This is a genomic window from Streptomyces sp. DT190 (assembly GCF_049846985.1).
GTDB lineage: Bacteria > Actinomycetota > Actinomycetes > Streptomycetales > Streptomycetaceae > Streptomyces.
Genome location: NZ_JBNCNM010000012.1, coordinates 71,561 through 90,957, shown reverse-complemented (window position 1 = coordinate 90,957; position 19,397 = coordinate 71,561). Strand labels below are relative to the sequence as shown.

General features: G+C 73.1%; 17 protein-coding genes and 1 pseudogene. 6 read left to right on the top strand and 12 right to left on the bottom strand.

Annotation, left to right across the window (positions count from 1 at the left end; translation table 11 throughout):
* Positions 1 to 119 precede the first annotated feature (119 nt).
* Together ACPXCS_RS21715 and ACPXCS_RS21710 are read right to left on the bottom strand one after the other, a co-directional pair.
* Complete coding sequence (locus tag ACPXCS_RS21715; RefSeq protein ID WP_030233658.1) at positions 120 to 707, bottom strand: sigma-70 family RNA polymerase sigma factor; 588 nt, start codon at positions 705 to 707, stop codon at positions 120 to 122.
* Positions 708 to 1,191: 484 nt separating this feature from the next.
* Positions 1,192 to 1,803 carry a response regulator transcription factor gene (locus ACPXCS_RS21710; protein WP_003948568.1) on the bottom strand — a complete coding sequence of 204 codons (612 nt, stop codon included), beginning with the start codon at positions 1,801 to 1,803 and terminating at the stop codon, positions 1,192 to 1,194.
* A gap of 380 nt (positions 1,804 to 2,183) precedes the next feature.
* On the opposite strand from ACPXCS_RS21710, the gene ACPXCS_RS21705 reads away from it, so the two are divergent.
* Complete coding sequence (locus ACPXCS_RS21705) at positions 2,184 to 2,513, top strand: WhiB family transcriptional regulator (protein ID WP_425948473.1); 330 nt, start codon at positions 2,184 to 2,186, stop codon at positions 2,511 to 2,513.
* Between the two features lie 130 nt (positions 2,514 to 2,643).
* Here the strand turns inward: ACPXCS_RS21705 and ACPXCS_RS21700 are convergent, their stop codons facing one another.
* Positions 2,644 to 3,540 (bottom strand): LysR family transcriptional regulator, encoded by an 897-nt coding sequence (locus ACPXCS_RS21700; RefSeq protein WP_425948475.1) that lies wholly within the window; start codon positions 3,538 to 3,540, stop codon positions 2,644 to 2,646.
* A gap of 90 nt (positions 3,541 to 3,630) precedes the next feature.
* Here ACPXCS_RS21700 and ACPXCS_RS21695 point away from each other — a divergent pair, with 90 nt between their 5' ends.
* The 3 genes from ACPXCS_RS21695 to ACPXCS_RS21685 all read left to right on the top strand — a co-directional run bounded on the left by ACPXCS_RS21695 (position 3,631) and on the right by ACPXCS_RS21685 (position 6,067).
* Positions 3,631 to 4,299 carry an MOSC domain-containing protein gene (locus ACPXCS_RS21695; RefSeq protein WP_425948476.1) on the top strand — a complete coding sequence of 223 codons (669 nt, stop codon included), beginning with the start codon at positions 3,631 to 3,633 and terminating at the stop codon, positions 4,297 to 4,299.
* A gap of 94 nt (positions 4,300 to 4,393) precedes the next feature.
* Positions 4,394 to 5,167, top strand: a complete 774-nt coding sequence (locus ACPXCS_RS21690; RefSeq protein WP_425948478.1) for an SDR family NAD(P)-dependent oxidoreductase — start codon at positions 4,394 to 4,396, stop codon at positions 5,165 to 5,167.
* Between the two features lie 192 nt (positions 5,168 to 5,359).
* Complete coding sequence (locus ACPXCS_RS21685) at positions 5,360 to 6,067, top strand: ester cyclase (RefSeq protein WP_425948480.1); 708 nt, start codon at positions 5,360 to 5,362, stop codon at positions 6,065 to 6,067.
* Between the two features lie 105 nt (positions 6,068 to 6,172).
* Here ACPXCS_RS21685 and ACPXCS_RS21680 read toward each other — a convergent pair whose 3' ends face one another.
* From ACPXCS_RS21680 to ACPXCS_RS21660, 5 genes and pseudogenes are all read right to left on the bottom strand, one after another.
* Positions 6,173 to 7,225: a hypothetical protein gene (locus tag ACPXCS_RS21680; RefSeq protein ID WP_425948481.1), complete on the bottom strand. Its 1,053-nt coding sequence runs from the start codon at positions 7,223 to 7,225 to the stop codon at positions 6,173 to 6,175.
* Positions 7,226 to 7,496: 271 nt separating this feature from the next.
* Complete coding sequence (gene groL / locus ACPXCS_RS21675; RefSeq protein ID WP_425948482.1) at positions 7,497 to 9,122, bottom strand: chaperonin GroEL; 1,626 nt, start codon at positions 9,120 to 9,122, stop codon at positions 7,497 to 7,499.
* Between the two features lie 116 nt (positions 9,123 to 9,238).
* On the bottom strand, positions 9,239 to 9,547 hold the full coding sequence (gene groES / locus ACPXCS_RS21670) for a co-chaperone GroES (protein WP_355856017.1): 309 nt from the start codon (positions 9,545 to 9,547) through the stop codon (positions 9,239 to 9,241).
* 225 nt (positions 9,548 to 9,772) lie between these two features.
* A pseudogene (locus ACPXCS_RS21665) lies at positions 9,773 to 10,270 on the bottom strand (polysaccharide deacetylase family protein); the annotation flags it as partial.
* A 210-nt stretch (positions 10,271 to 10,480) separates the two neighbouring features.
* Complete coding sequence (locus ACPXCS_RS21660) at positions 10,481 to 11,407, bottom strand: polysaccharide deacetylase family protein (protein WP_425948485.1); 927 nt, start codon at positions 11,405 to 11,407, stop codon at positions 10,481 to 10,483.
* A gap of 118 nt (positions 11,408 to 11,525) precedes the next feature.
* Here ACPXCS_RS21660 and ACPXCS_RS21655 point away from each other — a divergent pair, with 118 nt between their 5' ends.
* The gene (locus tag ACPXCS_RS21655; protein WP_425948486.1) at positions 11,526 to 12,686 is read left to right on the top strand and encodes a class I SAM-dependent methyltransferase; all 1,161 of its coding nucleotides are present in this window, start codon (positions 11,526 to 11,528) and stop codon (positions 12,684 to 12,686) included.
* Between the two features lie 3 nt (positions 12,687 to 12,689).
* Here ACPXCS_RS21655 and ACPXCS_RS21650 read toward each other — a convergent pair whose 3' ends face one another.
* The 4 genes from ACPXCS_RS21650 to ACPXCS_RS21635 all read right to left on the bottom strand — a co-directional run bounded on the left by ACPXCS_RS21650 (position 12,690) and on the right by ACPXCS_RS21635 (position 16,840).
* Positions 12,690 to 13,964, bottom strand: a complete 1,275-nt coding sequence (locus ACPXCS_RS21650; protein WP_425948488.1) for an RNA polymerase sigma factor — start codon at positions 13,962 to 13,964, stop codon at positions 12,690 to 12,692.
* 47 nt (positions 13,965 to 14,011) lie between these two features.
* Positions 14,012 to 14,368, bottom strand: coding sequence for a YciI family protein (locus ACPXCS_RS21645; protein ID WP_425948490.1), 357 nt, complete (start codon positions 14,366 to 14,368; stop codon positions 14,012 to 14,014).
* A 138-nt stretch (positions 14,369 to 14,506) separates the two neighbouring features.
* On the bottom strand, positions 14,507 to 15,565 hold the full coding sequence (locus ACPXCS_RS21640) for an LCP family protein (protein ID WP_425948492.1): 1,059 nt from the start codon (positions 15,563 to 15,565) through the stop codon (positions 14,507 to 14,509).
* A 216-nt stretch (positions 15,566 to 15,781) separates the two neighbouring features.
* Positions 15,782 to 16,840 carry a LacI family DNA-binding transcriptional regulator gene (locus tag ACPXCS_RS21635; RefSeq protein ID WP_425948494.1) on the bottom strand — a complete coding sequence of 353 codons (1,059 nt, stop codon included), beginning with the start codon at positions 16,838 to 16,840 and terminating at the stop codon, positions 15,782 to 15,784.
* A gap of 174 nt (positions 16,841 to 17,014) precedes the next feature.
* Here ACPXCS_RS21635 and ACPXCS_RS21630 point away from each other — a divergent pair, with 174 nt between their 5' ends.
* On the top strand, positions 17,015 to 19,333 hold the full coding sequence (locus ACPXCS_RS21630; RefSeq protein ID WP_425948495.1) for a glycoside hydrolase family 3 N-terminal domain-containing protein: 2,319 nt from the start codon (positions 17,015 to 17,017) through the stop codon (positions 19,331 to 19,333).
* Positions 19,334 to 19,397: the final 64 nt, after the last annotated feature.

The following is a 19,397-nucleotide window of genomic DNA, read 5'->3' as shown; positions in this document are numbered from 1 at the left end:
CGGATGTCCATGCTAACGGGAAGGAGAGCTGTCTCATTCCACGGTTCCGGACCGCACCGGGCTTCGTATGTTCGTACGGAAGCGGCGCACCGCCTGTTCAACGAAGGGCCGCTGAGGGCCTACTGCTCGGCCAGCGCCCGCAGCCGGCTCAGCGCCCTGTGCTGCGCCACCCGGACGGCGCCGGGTGACATTCCCAACATCTGGCCGGTCTCCTCGGCCGTGAGTCCCACCGCGATCCGCAGCAGCAGCAGCTCCCGCTGGTTCTCGGGCAGGTTGGCCAGGAGTTTCTTGGCCCATTCCGCGTCGCTGCTGAGCAGGGCGCGCTCCTCCGGTCCCAGGGAGTCGTCGGGCCGCTCGGGCATCTCGTCGGAGGGGACCGCCGTCGAGCCGGGGTGGCGCATCGCGGCGCGCTGCAGGTCGGCGACCTTGTGGGCGGCGATCGCGAAGACGAACGCCTCGAAGGGGCGCCCGGTGTCCCGGTAGCGCGGCAGGGCGAGGAGCACGGCCACGCAGACCTCCTGGGCGAGGTCCTCCACGAAGTGCCGGGCGTCGCCCGGGAGGCGGGACAGCCGGGTGCGGCAGTAGCGCAGGGCCAGAGGGTGGACATGGGCGAGCAGGTCGTGCGTGGCCTGCTCGTCTCCGTCGACGGCTCGGTGGACGAGCGCGCCGATCGCCCCCTGGGCATGCACCGCCTCGTCGTCACGCATCGGTCCATGGTGCCCTGCGGCCGCCGGGTCCGCGGCACCGCGCCCGTTGTTGTGCACCGAAGCGTTATGAGCAGGTGCGCCGGAAGTCATCCCTTGCGCCCTCCCCTTCCGCTCGACCGACTCGTCCCCGAGGAACTCCACACCCTCAAGGATGCGGCATCCGCGGCGAAACCAGCAGCGGGCATCGGGCGGACCCCTGGTCCACCCCCGCCCACCTGGCGTTCCGCGCCCTCACTGCGACCGCTGCGGCCTGCGGGACCGCTGCCGGGACCTGCCGTTCGGATCGTCCCGGGGAGGTGGGGCCGCGCCCGCCCGGGCCGTCGACGCCGCCCGGGCCGGAGGAGGTGGGCCTCGCCGGCGCTGCCGTCGGCCGCCGGCTCCCGCACGCGCGGGTGCGGCTGCCGCGGGGGCATCCGCGTGCCCCCGCTCTCCGGCCCGCGCCGGAGGCCGCGTGTCGAAGCCGGCCCGGTCCGAACGACAGGCCCTAGCGCACCAGTCCCCACCGGAAGCCGAGTGCCACGGCGTGCGCCCGGTCCGAGGCGCCCAGCTTCTTGAACAGGCGCCGGGCGTGCGTCTTGACGGTGTCCTCGGAGAGGAACAGCTCGCGGCCGATCTCGGCGTTCGAACGGCCGTGGCTCATGCCTTCGAGCACCTGGATCTCACGCGCGGTGAGCGTGGGCGCCGCACCCATCTCGGCCGAGCGCAGCCGGCGTGGCGCGAGCCGCCACGTCGGGTCGGCCAGGGCCTGCGTGACCGTGGCGCGCAGCTCCGCGCGGGAAGCGTCCTTGTGCAGGTAGCCGCGGGCCCCGGCGGCGACCGCGAGGGCCACGCCGTCCAGGTCCTCGGCGACGGTGAGCATGATGATGCGCGCACCGGGGTCGGCGGACAGCAGCCGCCGGACCGTCTCGACGCCGCCCAGTCCGGGCATGCGTACGTCCATCAGAATCAGGTCCGAGCGGTCGGCCCCCCAGCGGCGGAGGACTTCCTCGCCGTTGGCCGCCGTCGTCACGCGCTCGACGCCGGGCACGGTCGCGACCGCGCGGCGGAGCGCCTCTCGGGCAAGCGGGGAGTCGTCGCAGACGAGGACGGAAGTCATGGCCGCCCTCCGCAGCTGATGCGCGTCACCTTGAGCCTCCAGGCTGGTACGAAATCGTCACCTGTGCGGTCGACCGTCTCGGACGCCTGCCCGAGCGCTTGTTCCTTCAACCGCCTCGCACTCTCAACGACGGTCACTCGAAAGAGTTACGGGGCCGGCTGCCATCTTCGGCACTCTACGTGAGGGCTCGGACACGGTGCAGATATGCGCCACAGACCCTCGAACTTTCATCACAACCTATGCCCCATTCAGACCCATTTCTTCCGCTTTGGCGGTGTCTGGAGCTAGATTCGCAATGAGTCATATTTTCATCTCCTTAGATCGTAGTTGTACGGTCGTGGACACCGGATCCGCCAAGAACGGCAACAAGGGGTCACGTAATGGCAGATTTCTCCCGCCTTCCCGGACCGAACGCGGACCTGTGGGACTGGCAGCTGCTGGCTGCCTGTCGCGGGGTGGACAGCTCGCTCTTCTTCCATCCGGAGGGCGAACGCGGTGCGGCTCGGAGTGCTCGCGAGAACTCGGCCAAAGAGGTCTGCATGAGGTGCCCCGTGCGCGCCGAGTGCGCGGCCCACGCGCTGGCGGTACGAGAGCCGTACGGCGTGTGGGGCGGTCTGACCGAGGACGAGCGTGAAGAGCTGATGGGGCGGGCGCGCAACCGGCTGGTGTCGGCGACGACATCCGGCGGGCACGACGCCTCGAACAACTGAAGGAACGTTTCTTCTCAAGGCACGCGCATGCGTGCCGTTGGTTTTTGGCGTGCCTGCCGTTGGTTTTGGCGTGCCTGCCGTTGGTTTTCGGCGTGCGTGCGCGCCCCGGGAGGGGTGCGCGTGGGCGGCGCTAGCGGCGGGCGGCCCGGGTCAGCTGGTCGAGTGTGGCCGCCACCGCGGGGACCTGCGCGAGGTCGGGCAGGGTCAGGGCGACGATCTCCCGGCGCACCGCCGGCTCCAGCGTCACGGTGCGCACGCCCCGGGGCCGTACGGACTCCACCGCCAGCTGCGGCAGCACCGCCACGCCCAGGCCGGCGCCGACCAGGCCGACCACCGCCGGGTAGTCGTCGGTGGCGAAGTCGATGCGCGGGGTGAAGCCGGCTGTCGTGCACACCTCGACCAGCTGGCCGCGGCAGCGTGGGCAGCCCGCGATCCACGGTTCCCCGGCGAGCTCGCCGATGGCGACGGACTGCGCGTCAGCGAGCCGGTGCCGTTCCGGCACGAGCGCGACGAGCCGGTCCGACAGCAGCGGCCGCACGACGAGGTCGTCCCACTCCTCGGCGCCCGCGGCGCCCTCGTAGCGGAAGGCCAGCGCCACGTCGCAGTCTCCCTCGCGCAGCAGGCCGACGGAGGCCGGGGGCTCGGCCTCCTCCAGGGAGACGCGGGTGCCGGGGTGGGCCTCGCGCAGGGCGGCGAGGGCGGTGGGGACGAGCGTGGAGCTGCCGCTGGGGAAGGAGACGAGCCGGACCCGTCCGGCGCGCAGCCCGGCGATGGCGGCGACCTCCTCCTCCGCTGCCGTCAGCCCCGCGAGGATCCCGGCCGCGTGCCGCACCAGGGCCTCACCGGCCTGGGTCAGGCGCATCTCCCGCCCGGTGCGGATCAGCAGCGGGGTGCCGACGGACGCCTCCAGGGCCTTCATCTGCTGGCTGACGGCGGGCTGGGTGCAGCCCAGTTCCCGCCCCGCTGCGGAGAAGGAGCCGGTGGCCGCGACGGCGCGCAGGACGCGGAGATGACGAGCTTCGATCACTCTTCGAGGATAAGCGACGATAAGCCGGGCTTTGGATCTCGCAGCGAAAATACGTCGACGCTTTGGGAGCCGGTCCCCTACCGTGCGGGCATGAAGCTTCTGTCTGTGAATCTGGGGCGCGCCGAGGCCGTGCCGTACACGGACCACCCCGAGGGGGTCACGGGAATCGACAAGCGGCCGGTGGCGGGGCCGGTGCGGGTGGCCGCGCCGGGCCCCAAGGGCATCGGCGGGAGCGGGCTCGCCGGGGACGCCGTGTGCAAGCTGCAGCACCACGGCGGCGACGACCAGGCGGTGTACGCGATGGCGCGCGAGGACCTGGACGCGTGGGAGGGCGAGCTGGGCCGGACCCTGGCCGACGGCGCGTTCGGCGAGAACCTCACGACGGTGGGTCTCGACGTCTCCGGCGCGCGGATCGGCGAGCGCTGGCGCATCGGGCCCGAGGTGGTGCTGGAGGTCACCTGCGGCCGCATACCGTGCCGCACGTTCCAGGGCCATCTGGGGGAAAAGGGCTGGGTGAAGCGGTTCACGCAGCGGGGGGCGCCGGGGGCCTACCTGCGGGTGATCGAGCCGGGCGAGATCCGGGCGGGCGACGCGATCGAGGTGCTGCACCGGCCGGACCACGACGTGACGGTGGCCCTGCAGTTCCGGGCGGTGACGACCGAGCGGACACTGCTGCCGCGGCTGCTGGCGGCGGGTGAGGCGCTGCACCCGGAGTCGCTGCGGGCGGCGCGGGAGTACGCGGAGAAGCACGGCGGCTGACAGCCGTTCACCGGGTCCTTCTCCACCGAGCCTTCACCGGGGAAGGGCCCGCGGGCACGCGGATGCACGCGGTCCAGGTCACTACCCTTCTGCCATGACAACGGCTCTGATTACGGGATCGACGGCAGGCATCGGGGCCGCGTTCGCGCGGCGACTGGCGGCCGACGGGCACAACCTGGTGCTGGTCGCACGCGACACCAAGCGGCTGCGCGAACAGGCGACCGAGCTGCACGACCGGCACGGCATCGAGGCGGAGGTGCTGACGGCCGACCTCGCCGAGGACAAGGGCATCGAGGCGGTCGCCGACCGCCTGGGCGACCGCAGGAACCCCGTCGACCTCTTGATCAACAACGCCGGCTTCGCCAACAAGGGCCGCTACCTCGACGTCCCCATGGCCGACGAGCTGCGGATGCTGAAGGTGCACTGCGAGGCGGTGCTGCGACTGACGTCGGCGGCGACGGAGGCCATGCGCGAGCGGGGCCGCGGCGGTGTCGTCAACGTCGCCTCGGTGGCCGCGTTCGTGCCGCGCGGCACCTACGGCGCGTCCAAGGCCTGGGTCGTGCAGTTCACCCAGGGCGTGGCCCGCGACCTGGCCGGCAGCGGCGTACGCCTGATGGCGCTGTGCCCCGGCTTCGTCCGCACCGAGTTCCACGAGCGGGCCGGCATGGGCACGGACAACATCCCGGGCTGGATGTGGCTCGACGCGGACAAGCTGGTCGCGGCGGCCCTGCACGACCTGGCCCGGGGCAGGACGCTGTCCATCCCGGACCCCCGGTACAAGGCGCTGATGGGGGCGGCGAAGCTGGTGCCGCGCGGGATGCTGGGGGCCGTGTCCTCCAGGACCGGGCGGAAGTACGGGCCGCAGTAGGCGCCGCGGGGCGCGGCCGGACAGGTGCTCCGCCGCTCCGGCCGTCCCGCCCCTGCCATCCCCCGGCCCCATCCCTCACCCCCTTGCCGTGCCCGGGCGCCGGGAGGCGACGCGCGGTTCCCGTGGGGACAATGGTGCTGTTCAGCCGGTGCTGTTCAGCCGGACCCCAGGGGGGCCGGAGGTGGGGCGAGTATGACCTTCGTTCAGCTCATCGAATGCAGGACCAGCCGGCTCGACGAGATGAACCGGCTGATGGACCGCTGGGTCGAGCAGACCAAGGGCAAACGGACCGCCACGCACAGTGTGGTGGCGAAGGACCGGGCCGACTCCTCGCACATCGTGGAGATCGTGGAGTTCCCGTCCTACGAGGACGCCATGCGCAACTCCGGGCTGCCGGAGACCGACCGGATCTTCCAGGACATGCTGGCGCTCTGTGACGAGACGCCGAGGTTCACGGACCTCGACGTGGTGCGGGACGAGCAGCTCAACGCGGCCACCGCGCGCAGGTTCTTCGAGCTGGCGCCGGGGCGGGGTGACGCGCCCGCGTTCAACGACGTGTTCGCCGAGGACTACCACGACCACGACCCGGGCAATGTGCAGGACGTCATCGGGCTGGACGCGGTGCGGCGCGAGGTGGAGGTCTGGCGGGGCGGGTTCGACTTCTCGTTCACCGTCGAGGACCAGATGGCGCAGGGCGACCGGGTGTGCACCCGGTGGACCTTCCACGGGCGCCACACCGGCGAGTTCCTCGGCATCCCGCCGACCGGCGAGGACGTCACCATGACCGGGACGACCGTCCACCGCTGCACACCCGACGGCAAGATCGCCGAGGGGTGGTGGCAGTACGACCGGCTCGGGCTGATGCAGCAGCTGGGGGCGCTGGAGCCCACCGAGCTCTGACCGCGACGGGCCGGCGGGACGGCGGGACGGCGGACGGACTCGACGCGGCGGGCCGGGCCCCGCCCCGGCCGCGGTGGCCGGGGCAGGCGTCCGCCGGTCGGAGGGCTAGTCGCCTCCTCCGCCACCGCCTCCGCCGTCCCCGCCACCACCGCCGTCACCGCCGCCGCCGTCGCCCCCGTCACCGCCGTCGCTGCCCCAGCCGTCGCCGCCACCGGGTTCGTTGTCGTGGCGGTCCCTGCCGAGGTTGCTGAACCACGGGCTGTCCCAGGTGTCCTCGTCCGTCTCCCAGCGGCGCTTGACGGCGCGGAACCTGGCCAGGCCCGTGGTGTCGCCGAGGCCGAAGGAGACGGCGACCGCGTGGGCCATGACGGCGTCCAGGGGGTCGGGGCTCTCGTACCGCACGTCGGCCAGCGGCAGCAGCACCGAGCCGGGCGGGGGGCCGGGCCACCGTGCGGGGCGGGTCAGCAGCGCGATGCGCTGCTCGCCGCGCAGGAGCCAGGAGCTCTCGGCGTTCTCGCGGCGCAGCGTCCACAGCCGGTCGGCCAGGCGGATCTCGACCTTGCTCTTGGACTTGCGCACCTTCTTGCGCAGTTCGAGCACGGCGGTGAGGTCGCCGACGTACATGACCAGGCCGTGGGCGCGGTCGGCACTCTCGGGGCGGTAGCCGTAGGGGGCTCGCAGACGCACGGCGGGGGCGTGCGGGCCCCAGACGTCCACGCGCACCGAGCGCCGGTCCACGGCGACGGTCACCGGTCCGGCGGGACCGGGCGCATGGCGGCGCGCGATCCACAGCGGCACGCCCTCCGCCTGCGCCCGTGCGGCGACGGCGGCCACGTGGTCCGGCCCGCCGCACCGGCGTACCGCCAGCTCGCCCAACGCGCGGGCGAAGTCGGCGGCGTGCCGGGTCCTCAGGGGAGTGGTGGTGCCGGTCACGCGGGTGACCGGGACGAGGCCGGGGCCCTGCGGCAGCGCCCCGAGGGGGCGTTCGGTGCCCCCGCCGCCGAGCCAGCAGCCCCGCAGGAACGCCTCCGCCATGGCTTCGAGGTTCAGTTCGTCCAGCGGGGTCGTCCTGCCGCCCCGGCGCAGTCCGTGCTCGGTGAGCCGCACCGTCCGCGCCAACGGGTTGCGGGACCGCTCCGCGTAGAGCACCTGGTCCATCCCTGCCCCCTCATGATCCGACTGCCCCAGTCATAGACCCGCTGCGCCCCGGCGCGGTTCCCGTTCCCGGCCGGCTGAGGCAGGGCGGACGGCACGACGGCTGCACCGCGAAGACCGGGCGGCTGCACGGCGAAGGCCCGGCACCCCTTCTGCGGGGTGCCGGGCCTTCGCTCGGGCTCGGCGGGCCGACGACGTCAGCCCTCGGCCTCAGCCCCGGGCCGTCAGCCCATGGCCGTCAGCCTTGTGCCGTCATGCCTCAGTGGGCCGTGCCTCAGTGGGCGTGGCCGTGGCTGTGGCCCGCGGCGGCCGGCTCCTCCTCTTCCTTCTTCTCGACGACCAGGGTCTCGGTCGTGAGGAGAAGGGAGGCGATGGAGGCGGCGTTCTCCAGGGCGGAGCGGGTGACCTTGACCGGGTCGATGACACCGGCCTTGACCAGGTCGCCGTACTCGCCGGTCGCGGCGTTGAAGCCCTGGCCCTTGTCGAGCTCGGCGACCTTGGAGGTGATGACGTAGCCCTCCAGGCCGGCGTTCTCGGCGATCCAGCGCAGCGGCTCGACGGCGGCCTTGCGGACCACGGAGACACCGGTGGCCTCGTCGCCGGTCTTGCCGAGGTTGCCCTCGAGGACCTTGACGGCGTGGACCAGCGCGGAGCCACCACCGGAGACGATGCCCTCCTCGACCGCGGCGCGGGTCGCGGAGATGGCGTCCTCCAGACGGTGCTTGCGCTCCTTGAGCTCGACCTCGGTGGCGGCACCCACGCGGATGACGCACACGCCGCCGGCCAGCTTCGCGAGGCGCTCCTGGAGCTTCTCGCGGTCCCAGTCGGAGTCCGTGGTCTCGATCTCGGCCTTGATCTGGGCGACGCGGCCCTGCACGTCGTCCTTGTTGCCGGCGCCGTCGACGATCGTGGTGTCGTCCTTGGTGACGGTGACGCGGCGGGCGGAGCCGAGGACGTCCAGGCCGACCTGGTCGAGCTTGAGGCCGACCTCCTCGGAGACGACCGTGGCGCCGGTGAGGACGGCCATGTCCTGCAGCATCGCCTTGCGGCGGTCGCCGAAGCCGGGGGCCTTCACGGCGACGGCGTTGAAGGTGCCGCGGATCTTGTTCACGACCAGGGTCGACAGGGCCTCGCCCTCGACGTCCTCGGCGATGATCAGCAGCGGCTTGGAGGCGTTGGCCTGGATGACCTTCTCCAGCAGCGGCAGCAGGTCCGCGATGGCGGAGATCTTGCCCTGCGTGATGAGGATGTACGGGTCGTCCAGGACGGCTTCCATGCGCTCCTGGTCCGTCACGAAGTACGGCGACAGGTAGCCCTTGTCGAAGGCCATGCCCTCGGTGAAGTCCAGCTCCAGGCCGAAGGTGTTGGACTCCTCGACGGTGATGACACCGTCCTTGCCGACCTTGTCCATCGCCTCGGCGATGAGCTCGCCGACCTGGCTGTCCTGGGCGGACAGACCGGCGACGGCGGCGATGTCGGACTTCTCGTCGATCGGGCGGGCGGTCGCGAGGAGTTCCTCGGAGACCGCGGCGACGGCGGCGTCGATGCCCTTCTTCAGGGCGGCCGGGGAGGCACCGGCGGCGACGTTCTTCAGGCCCTCGCGCACGAGCGCCTGGGCGAGCACGGTCGCGGTGGTCGTACCGTCACCCGCGATGTCGTTGGTCTTGGTCGCCACCTCCTTGACCAGCTGGGCACCGAGGTTCTCGTACGGGTCCTCGACCTCGACCTCGCGGGCGATGGTCACACCGTCGTTGGTGATGGTGGGGGCGCCGAACTTCTTGTCGATGACGACGTTGCGGCCCTTGGGGCCGATCGTCACCTTGACCGTGTCGGCAAGCTTGTTGACGCCGCGCTCGAGGGCGCGACGGGCGTCCTCGTCGAACTTCAGGATCTTCGCCATGGGAGCGTGAGCCCTCTTCCGGAATCTGGGATAACGGCAACTGCGCCCCGGGCGCCCGGCTTATTGGCGATAGCGGGGGCCAGGGGCGCAGTTCAAAGCAAGGTGCTTCGGGTGAATTACTTCTCGATGATCGCGAGCACGTCGCGGGCCGAGAGGACGAGGTACTCCTCGCCGTTGTACTTCACCTCGGTGCCGCCGTACTTGCTGTAGAGCACGACGTCGCCGACGGAGACGTCGAGCGGAAGACGCTTTCCGTCCTCGAAGCGGCCCGGGCCCACGGCCAGGACGACGCCCTCCTGGGGCTTCTCCTTGGCGGTGTCCGGGATGACCAGGCCAGAGGCGGTGGTCTGCTCGGCGTCGAGCGGCTGGACCACGATGCGGTCCTCGAGCGGCTTGATGGCAACCTTGGAGCTGGTGGTCGTCACGATCCGACCTCCCCCTTCGGAGATCTCACGGGGTTAACTGTCTGAGGTGGCGACCAGGTGGATCCGTCGTCGCGGGTGCCGGACCTGCCCGTCGCTGTGTTGGCACTCTCCTGTGGCGAGTGCCAGAGCCGAGACTATGACCGCGATTAGCACTCGGTCAAGCGGACTGCTAATTGCCCGCGGCGCGTCGGCCAGGCGACTTCCCTCCCAGGGGCCGCGGACCCCCTACAGGTAGTCCTCCAGCCGGCCCACTCGTAGGCCCTTCGCCTCGATCTGCCGCAGCAACCCCACCGTGCGCTGCGCCAGGGTCAGGGACGCGTCCCCCGACGGCACCGAGACGATGTCGCCGGCGCGCAGCCCGGGCCGGCCGCGGGTGTACGTGAGGGCGCCGTCGGCGCCCAGGGACACGCGCCACAGCACGACCGCCGCGATGCCGCAGTCGGCGGCGGCGCGCAGGGTCGTGGTGTCGTAGGTGCCGTAGGGCGGGCGGAAGAGGCGGGGGCGGACGCCGAAGCGGGAGTGGAGCTTGTGCTGCTGGCCGCAGATCTCGGCGCGCTGCCCGGCGTAGGGCAGGCCGCGCAGGGCCGGGTGGTCGAGGGTGTGGTTCTGCAGCGACGCGCCGACCGCGCGCAGCCGGGCGAAATGGCCGTAGCCGGGTCCCACGACGCTGTCGGTGAGGAACATGCTGACCGGCAGGCGCCGTTCGCGCACGAGGCCGACGAAGCGGGGGTCGCGTTCGGCGCCGTCGTCGTAGGTGAGGAAGACGACCGGGTCGCGGGTGGCGACGCGGTCGACGACGGGGGGGGAGGCGGCGGGCCGCGGGGGCCGGGTCCCGGGCCCGGCCGTCGGCGGTGCCCGGCCGCTCCCCCGCCCTGTCCGCGCAGCCGGCCAGCAGGACCAGCAGCGCGCAGAGCACGGCCGCGGCCGGCCGCCTCACAGGTAGTCCTCCAGCCGCCCCACCGCGTACCCCTCGGCCGTGACCTTGTTCAGGAAGCGGCGGATCATGTCCGGCATCGTGCCCTTCCACTCGGCAGGGCCCCGGAAGTGCGTGAGGACGATGTCGCCGGGGCGCAGCTCGCGGTCGGCCTCGCGGTACTCCCAGCGGTCGGCGAAGACCTCCTCGTTCCACAGCGGGACGTGGGTGATGCCGCAGGCCTTGGCGGCGCGCAGGGTGGCCCGGTTGTAGCTGCCGTAGGGCGGGCGGAAGAGGGCGGGGCGCTTGCCGAAGCGCTTCTCCATGTAGCGCTGCATGCCGCAGATCTCGCGCTTCTGCGCGCGGTAGGACAGGCCCGGCATGTAGCGGTGGCGCAGGGTGTGGTTGTTCAGGACCACGCCCCTGGCCTGCATCTTCTTGAAGTAGCGGGGGTCGTCCTTGACCAGGTAGCCGCTGAGGAACGCGGTGTAGGGGACGTCCAGGTCGCTCATCATCCGCAGGAAGGTGCGGTCCTTCTCGGCGCCGTCGTCGATGGTGAGGAAGACGACCTTGTCCCGGGTGGGGATGCGCGTGAAGACCGGCGGGAGGTTCGACTCGCGGTGCCCGGCCACCTGGAAGCCCTTGCGGGTCTTGATCCTCGGCTTGTGTTCGGGGGCCGGCGGGGCGGGCAGCGGGACCCTCTTCAGCTCCCAGCGGTGCGCGGCGGCGACCCGGGCGGCGTGCGCGGCGCGCAGCTTGGAGGCGTAGGAGTCGAGCGCGCGGGCCGGTGGCGCGTCGAGGGGCTGCTGTCCGCCGGCCGGGGTGACCTGGTCGCTGCCGCCGCCCTGCGCGCAGCCCGAGGCGATGGCGGCGAGGGCGAGCACGGCCAGGCCGATCCGTGCACCGCCCGAGGCCCGGCTTTTGTCATTTTGTACGACTGCTCGCATGGTGCCGGATCCTCGCAGCCCGCCCCGGCGAACCCGGCCCGACACAGCGACCGGCGGGCCCGCGTCCACCGACTGGCCCACACGCGTCACCCGGCCCGCCGTGGCCGACAATGACCGGGTGAACGACCTCGCCCTCCTCCTCACCCCCGAAGGCCGCGCCCTCCTCGACGAGGTGCGCGACACCGACCCGGCGCGGGAGCTGGCCGTCGCGACCCGGCTGCGCCGCGAGCACCCCGCGGAGCTGGTGTCGGCCGCGCTCGGGCAGGCGCGGCTGCGGCAGCGGGCGGCGGTGAAGTTCGGCGCCGAGGACGCGGGCCGGATGTTCTTCACGCCGAACGGGGTGGAGCAGTCGACCCGGGCGAGCGTGGCGGCCTACCGGGCGCGGCGCATGGCCGAGTGGGGCGTGACCTCGGTCGCCGACCTGTGCTGCGGCATCGGCGGTGACGCGATCGCGCTGGCCCGGGCCGGGATCCGGGTGCTGGCCGTGGACCGGGACCCGCTCACGGCCGCGGCGGCCCGGGCGAACGCCGACGCGCTCGGGCTGGCGGACCTGATCGAGGTCCGGGAGGCGGACGTCACGGAGGTGGACACGGCCGGCTTCGACGCCGTCTTCGTCGACCCCGCCCGGCGCGGCGGCCGGGGCCGGATCTTCGACCCCGAGGCCTACTCGCCCCCGCTGTCCTGGGCGGTGTCGGCCGCCCTCCGCGCCCCGCGCGCCGCGCTGAAGATCGCCCCGGGCATCCCGCACGAGGCCGTCCCCGCGCGGGCCGAGGCCGAGTGGATCTCCGACGGCGGGGACGTGAAGGAGGCGGTGCTGTGGTTCGGCACCGAGCCGGGCGCGGTCCGGGCCACCCTGCTGCCGGGCCCGCGCACCCTGCTCTCGCGCGGCCTGCCCGACCCCGCGGTCCGCCCGCCCGGCCGCTTCCTGTACGAGCCCGACGGCGCCGTCATCCGCGCGCACCTGGTCGCGGAGGTCGCCGACCAGGTCGGCGGCGGGCTCCTCGACGCGACCATCGCCTACGTCACGGCCGACGCCCTGCGCCCGACGCCGTACGCCACCGCCTACGAGATCACCGACCACCTGCCCTTCAACGTCAAGAAGCTGAAGGCGCTGCTGCGGGAGCGCGGGGTCGGCACGCTGACGGTGAAGAAGCGGGGCTCGGCGGTCGAGCCGGAGGAACTGCGCCGGAAGGTCAAGCCGCAGGGGCCGCACGCGGCGACGGTGTTCCTGACCCGGGTCGCGGGAGCGCCGGCGATGCTGATCGGGCACCCCGCCTGACGCTCAGAGCTGCTCCGCCGCCCGGCGCAGCAACAGGGTCCGTTCCCGTTCGTTGCGGGTCAGGGAGGCCGCCCGCTCGAACTCCGCCCGGGCCTCCGCGTGACGGCCGAGCCGGGCGAGGAGGTCGCCGCGGACGCTGGGCAGCAGGTGGTAGTCGCGCAGGGCCGGGTCGCCGGCCAGGGCCTCCACGAGCGGCAGGGCGGCCTGCGGGCCGGTGGCCATGGAGACCGCCACCGCGCGGTTCAGCTCCACGACCGGGGACGGGGAGCGGGCGGCCAGCAGGCCGTAGAGGGTGGCGATGCGGGACCAGTCGGTGTCCTCGTAGGTGTGCGCGTGCGCGTGGCAGGCGGCGATGGCGGCCTGGAGGACGTACGGGCCCGGGCCGCCCGAGGAGGCCGCCTCGGCCCTGCCCAGCGCGTCGATGCCGCGGGCGATGAGCATGCGGTTCCAGCGGGCGCGCTGCTGGTCCTTGAGGAGGACCGGCTCGCCGGAGGGCCCGGTGCGGGCCGCCGTACGGGACGCCTGGAACTCCAGGAGCGCGGTCAGGCCGTGGACCTCGGGCTCCTTCGGCATGAGCGCGCCGAGCACCCGCGCCAGGCGCAGGGCGTCCTCGCACAGGGCCGGGCGGAGCCAGTCGTCGCCGGCCGTGGCGGCGTATCCCTCGTTGAAGATGAGGTAGATGACGTCGAGGACCGAGCCGAGGCGGGCCTCGCGGTCGGGGCCGCCGGGCACCTCGAAGGCGACGTTCCGTGTCGCCAGGGTGCGTTTGGCGCGCACGATGCGCTGCGCCACCGTCGCCTCCGGGACGAGGAAGGCGCGGGCGATCTCGGCCGTGGTCAGACCGCCGAGCAGGCGCAGGGTGAGGGCGGTGCGGGCCTCGGTGGACAGCACCGGGTGGCAGGCGGTGAAGACCAGGCGGAGCAGGTCGTCGTCGATGTCGTCGGGGTCGGCGGGCTCCTGCGGGGCGGCCGCGGCCGGCAGCTCGCGGCCGATCTCGGCGAGCTTGCGGGCGTAGTTCTCCCGGCGGCGGACCAGGTCGACGGCGCGGTGGCGGGCGGTGGCCATGAGCCAGGCGCCCGGGTTGTCGGGCACGCCGTCGCGCGGCCACTGCTCCAGCGCGGCGACGAGGGCGTCCTGCGCGAGCTCCTCGGCGATGCCGACGTCCCGGACGACCCGGGTGACGCCGGCGATGATCCGGGGCGACTCCATGCGGAAGACGGTCTCGATCGCCTGGGCGGTCCGGGAGGTGCCGGGTCCGGCGGTGGGCTGCGGTGTCACAACCCACCATCAGACACCCGGGGCACCTCCCCGCCAAGGCGGGCCGGTCAGCCCTCGTCGATCTGCCGGACCTCCGCGGTGATCGTCCAGTAGTCCTCGTGCAGCGACAGGAACCGCTTGGTCCACTCGATCGCCTCGGCCCTGTCCTTGCACTGGCTCAGCGAGTAGCCCCCGATGACCTCCTTGGACTCGGTGAACGGCCCGTCGGTGACGGACAGCCGCCCGCCTTCCCAGGTCACCCGGGCGCCGTCGGAGGTGGGGGTGAGCCCGGCCGTGTCGAGCATGACCCCGGCCTTGGTGATCTCCTCCAGGAGCTTGCCCATCCGCTCCTGGAGCTCGGGGCTCGGGCCGTCGGCGGGGGCGTTCTTCTCGTCGATGCGGATCAGGGTGAGAAAGCGCGGCATGGTGACTCCTCGGTCTGCGGAGCGGGACCTCGGCCCGCTCTCACCCCTGCGTCGAACGGGAGACCGCCGGATCGACACCCGCGCGGATTTTTCTCGACGGTTTTTTCCCGAGGCTCTTCGCGGGGGCATCGTCCCGGGTCAGCGCAGCGACTCCCACAGCTCGCGCGCCTCGGGCTCGTCGGCCACCACCCGGTTGGGGTCGGACGGCGCTCGCACCACCGGCATCGTCAGCGTCCGGACCCGGCTCGACGACAGGCCCTGCAGGCTCTGGCCGAGGCGGGTCAGCTCGCTCAGGGAGTCCAGGCCGGTGTCGGTGGTGAGGCCGGCCGTCACCGCGTCCGCGACCCGGTACAGCTTGGCCGGGTCGGTGAGCAGGTTCTGGGCGGCGATGCGGTCCAGCAGGGCCTTCACGAGTTTCTGCTGCAGGCCGATGCGGCCGAGGTCGCTGCCGTCGCCGATCCCGTGCCGGGTGCGGGCCAGGCCGAGGGCCTGCGTGCCGTCCAGGTGGTGGGTGCCGGCCTCCAGGTGCAGATGGCTGTCGTCGTCGGCTATGTCCTCCTCCGTGGTGACGGTGACGCCGCCGAGCGCGTCGACGAGCCTGGCGAAGCCGGAGAAGTCGATCTCGATGTAGTGGTCCATCCGCACGCCGGTCATCGACTCGACCGTCTTCACCGCGCAGACCGGACCACCGACCGCGTAGGCGTTGTTGAACATGGAGAAGGAGGCGGCCGCCGTCGAACCGTCGCCGTCGGGGCGCGGGCAGGACGGGCGGGTGACCAGGGTGTCGCGCGGGATGCTGACCACCGTCGCGCTGGTCCGCCCGGCGTCGAGGTGGACGACCATCGCCGTGTCGGAACGGGCACCGCCACTGTCGCCGCCGCCGAGCCTGCGGTTCTCCTCGCCGCTGCGCGTGTCCGAGCCCAGCACCAGGATGTTGAGCGCCTCGCCGGGCAGCACCGGCGCGGCGGACGCCGGCGTGGTCACCGGCTTCGGCGGGCGGTTGTCGCCCAGGGCGTGGTCGATGTCGACACTGGTGATGTTGCTGTCGAGATGCCAGTAGGCCCAGCCCGCGGCTCCGGCGGCGAGCACCAGCAGTCCCGCCAGAGTGAGGCCGGCGGTCCGCAGGGCGATCGACCGCCGGCCCGTCCGTGTGCCATCGTCCCCGTTCGCGTCGTCTCCCGTCACAGACAGGAACATAAGTCCGAATTATTACGGGCAGGGGATTCAGGACGCGTTTTCTTCGGAAATTCTCAGACTTCGCGGCCTGGACTCGCCTCAGGAGCACCTCGGGCACCGAAGTGCTCCCGCTCCCCGAGGTGTTGGACCGCACGCGGGGGTCGGCGGCGGGTCACCCGCAGGCCCGACCACGACCGTTCGAAAGTTTCGATACGGCAACCGACTGGCTTCGGCGTCTCACGCGGGAGAGGCCGTGCTGCTGCGCACCACCAGGCTGGTGGCCAGTTCCACCCGGGTCGCCGCCGGGGTGTCCTCGTCCCGCCCGAGGTCGAGGACCAGCTTCGCCGCCGCCTCGGCCATCTCCGTGAGCGGCTGCCGCACGGTCGTCAGCGGCGGCCCGACCAGGGGGGCCACCGGCAGGTCGTCGAAGCCGACCACGCTCAGGCCCTCGGGGATGCGCAGCCCCAGCTCGCGCGCCGCCTCGTACAGCCCGAGCGCCTGGAGGTCGTTGCCGGCGAAGACGGCGGTGGGCCGGTCCGGGCGGCGCAGCAGTTCCAGGCCCCGCCGGTAGCCGGCCTCGTGGTGGAAGTCGCCGGTCACGATCAGCGAGGGATCCACCGGCAGCCCGGCGGTCTCCAGCGCGGCCCGGTAGCCGTCGACGCGGGCGCGGCTGCACATCATCTGCGTGGGCCCGCTGATCGCGCCGATCCGGCGGTGCCCCAGCTCGACCAGGTGCCGGGTGGCCGCGAGCCCGCCCTGCCAGTTGGTCGCGCCGATCGAGGGCACATCGGCACCGGGGTCGCCGGCCGGGTCCATCACCACGAACGGGATGGAGCGGCTGGTGAGCAGCGCCCGCTGCGACTGGTCCAGTCCCGACAGCACGAGCACGACGCCGTGCGGGCGGCGCGCGGCGACCTGGTCGGCCCAGGTCCGCCCGGGGGTGAGCCGCCCCGCGCTCTCCGACAGCACCACACTGAGCCCCGCGTCCCGGGCCACGTTCTCCACGCCCCGGATGACCTCCATCGCCCAGGCGCTCTCCAGCTCGTGGAAGACCAGGTCGATCAGGGGCGAGCGGGTCGCCTCGGCCCGCCGGCGCCGGTAGCCGTGGGCGCGCAGCAGGCCCTCGACGCGGGCCCGGGTGGCGGGGGCGACGTCGGCGCGGCCGTTGAGCACCTTCGAAACAGTCGGTGCCGACACGCCGGCCTCGCGGGCGATCTCGGCGAGCGTGGCGGTCTGCGCGGTGCGCCCCTGCGTCCGGATTTGCGTCCGGCTTTCAACGGGCTCCGGGGATGTCATGGCGGCGATCGTATCCCTGCGGGCCCCCTTGACGAAGTCCCCCGGGCGCCATAGGTTCCCGGAACATTCGACATCTCTATCGAAACATTCGTAGTAGGGGGCGCGGGACACCGTTGTTCACGCGCTCGTCGGCACCATTCGTGAGGGCCGTCCCGTCCACCCGACAGGAGCTTCATGACCACCGCGCCCTGGCGTGACCCCGCCCTGCCCGCCGCCGCCCGCGTCGACGACCTGCTCTCCCGGATGACCCTGGAGGAGAAGACCGCCCAGTTGTACGGCGTGTGGGTGGGCGCCGCGACGGACGGCGAGGGGGTGGCCCCGCACCAGCACGACATGAGCGTCGACTACTCCTACGAGGAGTGGGCCGAGCTGATCACCCGCGGTCTGGGCCAGCTCACCCGCTCCTTCGGCACCGCCCCCGTGGACCCGGCCGTCGGCGCGCAGGCCCTGGCCCGGGCCCAGCGCCGCATCGCCGCGGCCGGCCGCTTCGGCATCCCGGCGGTGGCCCACGAGGAGTGCCTGGCCGGATTCACCGCCTGGCAGGCCACGGCCTACCCGGTCCCGCTGGCCTGGGGAGCGGCCTGGGACCCCCCGTTGGTGGAGGAGATGGCCCGGCGCATCGGCGAGGACCTGCGCTCGGTCGGCGTCCACCAGGGTCTCGCGCCCGTCCTGGACGTCGTGCGCGATCCGCGCTGGGGCCGGGTGGAGGAGACGATCGGCGAGGACCCGTACCTGGTCGGCACGATCGGCACGGCCTATGTGCGGGGCCTGGAGGCGGCCGGGGTGATCGCCACGCTCAAGCACTTCGCCGGGTACGCCTCCTCGGCCGGTGCCCGCAACCTCGCCCCCGTGCGGGCGGGGATCCGCGAGTTCGCGGACGTCACCCTGCCGCCGTTCGAGATGGCGGTGCGCGAGGGCGGCGCCCGTTCGGTGATGGCCGCCTACAACGAGACCGACGGTGTCCCGGCCTCCGCCGACCCCGAGCTGCTGACCCGGCTGCTGCGCGAGGAGTGGGGCTTCACCGGCACGGTCGTCGCCGACTACTTCGGCATCGGCTTCCTGGAGACCCTGCACCGTGTCGCCGGCACCCCGGCCGAGGCGGCCCACGCGGCCCTGGCCGCCGGCATCGACGTCGAACTGCCCAGCGTCAAGTGCTACGGGCAGCCGCTGCTGGACGGGGTCCGCGCCGGGCAGGTCCCCGAGGAACTGGTGGACCGCGCGGCCCGCCGCGTGCTGCTCCAGAAGTGCGAACTGGGCCTGCTCGACGAGGACTGGACCCCCGAGCCCGCCGCCCCGGTCGCCCTGGACTCGACGGGCAACCGGATCCTGGCCCGCCGCCTGGCCGAGGAGTCGGTGGTCCTGCTGGACAACCCCGACGGCCTGCTCCCGCTGGCGCCCGACACCCGGATCGCGGTGGTCGGCCCCCGGGCCGCCGACGCCCTGGCCATGCTGGGCTGCTACTCCTTCCCGTCCCACGTCCTCACCCACCACCCCGGGGTGCCGGCCGGCATCGAGATCCCGACCGTGCTGGACGCGCTGCGCACCGAACTGCCCGACGCGAAGGTGACGTTCGCGCAGGGCTGCGACGTGTCGGACCCGGACACCGCGGGCTTCGAGGAGGCCATCGCCCGCACCGCCGAGGCGGACGTGTGCGTGGCCGTGCTCGGCGACCGGGCCGGCCTGTTCGGCCGCGGCACCTCGGGCGAGGGCTGCGACGCCAGCGACCTCGGCCTGCCGGGCGTCCAGGGCGACCTGCTGGACGCGCTGGTCGCCACGGGCGTGCCGGTGGTGCTGGTCCTGCTGACCGGCCGCCCCTACGCCCTCGGCCGCTGGCGCGGGCGCCTGGGCGCGGTCGTCCAGGCCTTCTTCCCGGGGGAGGAGGGCGGCCCGGCGGTGGCGGGAGTGCTGTCGGGCCGTGTGAACCCCTCGGGCCGCCTGCCGGTGAGTGTCCCGCGGGATCCCGGCGGCCAGCCCTGGACCTATCTGCAGCCGCCCCTCGGCCTCGCGGGCGAGGTCAGCAACCTCGACCCGACGCCCCTGTACGCCTTCGGCCACGGCCGCTCGTACACGGCGTTCACCTGGGAGGACGTCACCGGTGGGGAGCGCGCGGAGATCGGCACGGACGGGGCGTACGACGTCGCCGTGACGGTCCGCAACACGGGCGACCGGGCGGGTGCGGAGGTGGTCCAGCTGTACCTGCACGACCCGGTGGCCTCGGTGACCCGCCCCGACGTCCGTCTCATCGGCTACCAGCGGGTGGCCCTGGCCCCGGGGGAAGCGGCCCGGGTGACCTTCCGCTTCCACACCGACCTCTCCGCGTTCACCGACCGCACGGGCCGCAGGGTGGTCGAACCCGGCGCCCTGGAACTGCGGCTGGCGGCGTCCAGCGCGGACGTACGGCACACGGCGCACCTCACGCTCACCGGGCCGGTCCGGGTCACCGGGACCGGGCGGCGGCTGCGGTGCGAGACGGAGGTGGCGCAGGTGGGATGAGCGCCCGGGGGCACGGGACGGCCCCGGGCTCCGGGAGCCGTGGGCGCTGCCGTGGCGGGCCGCC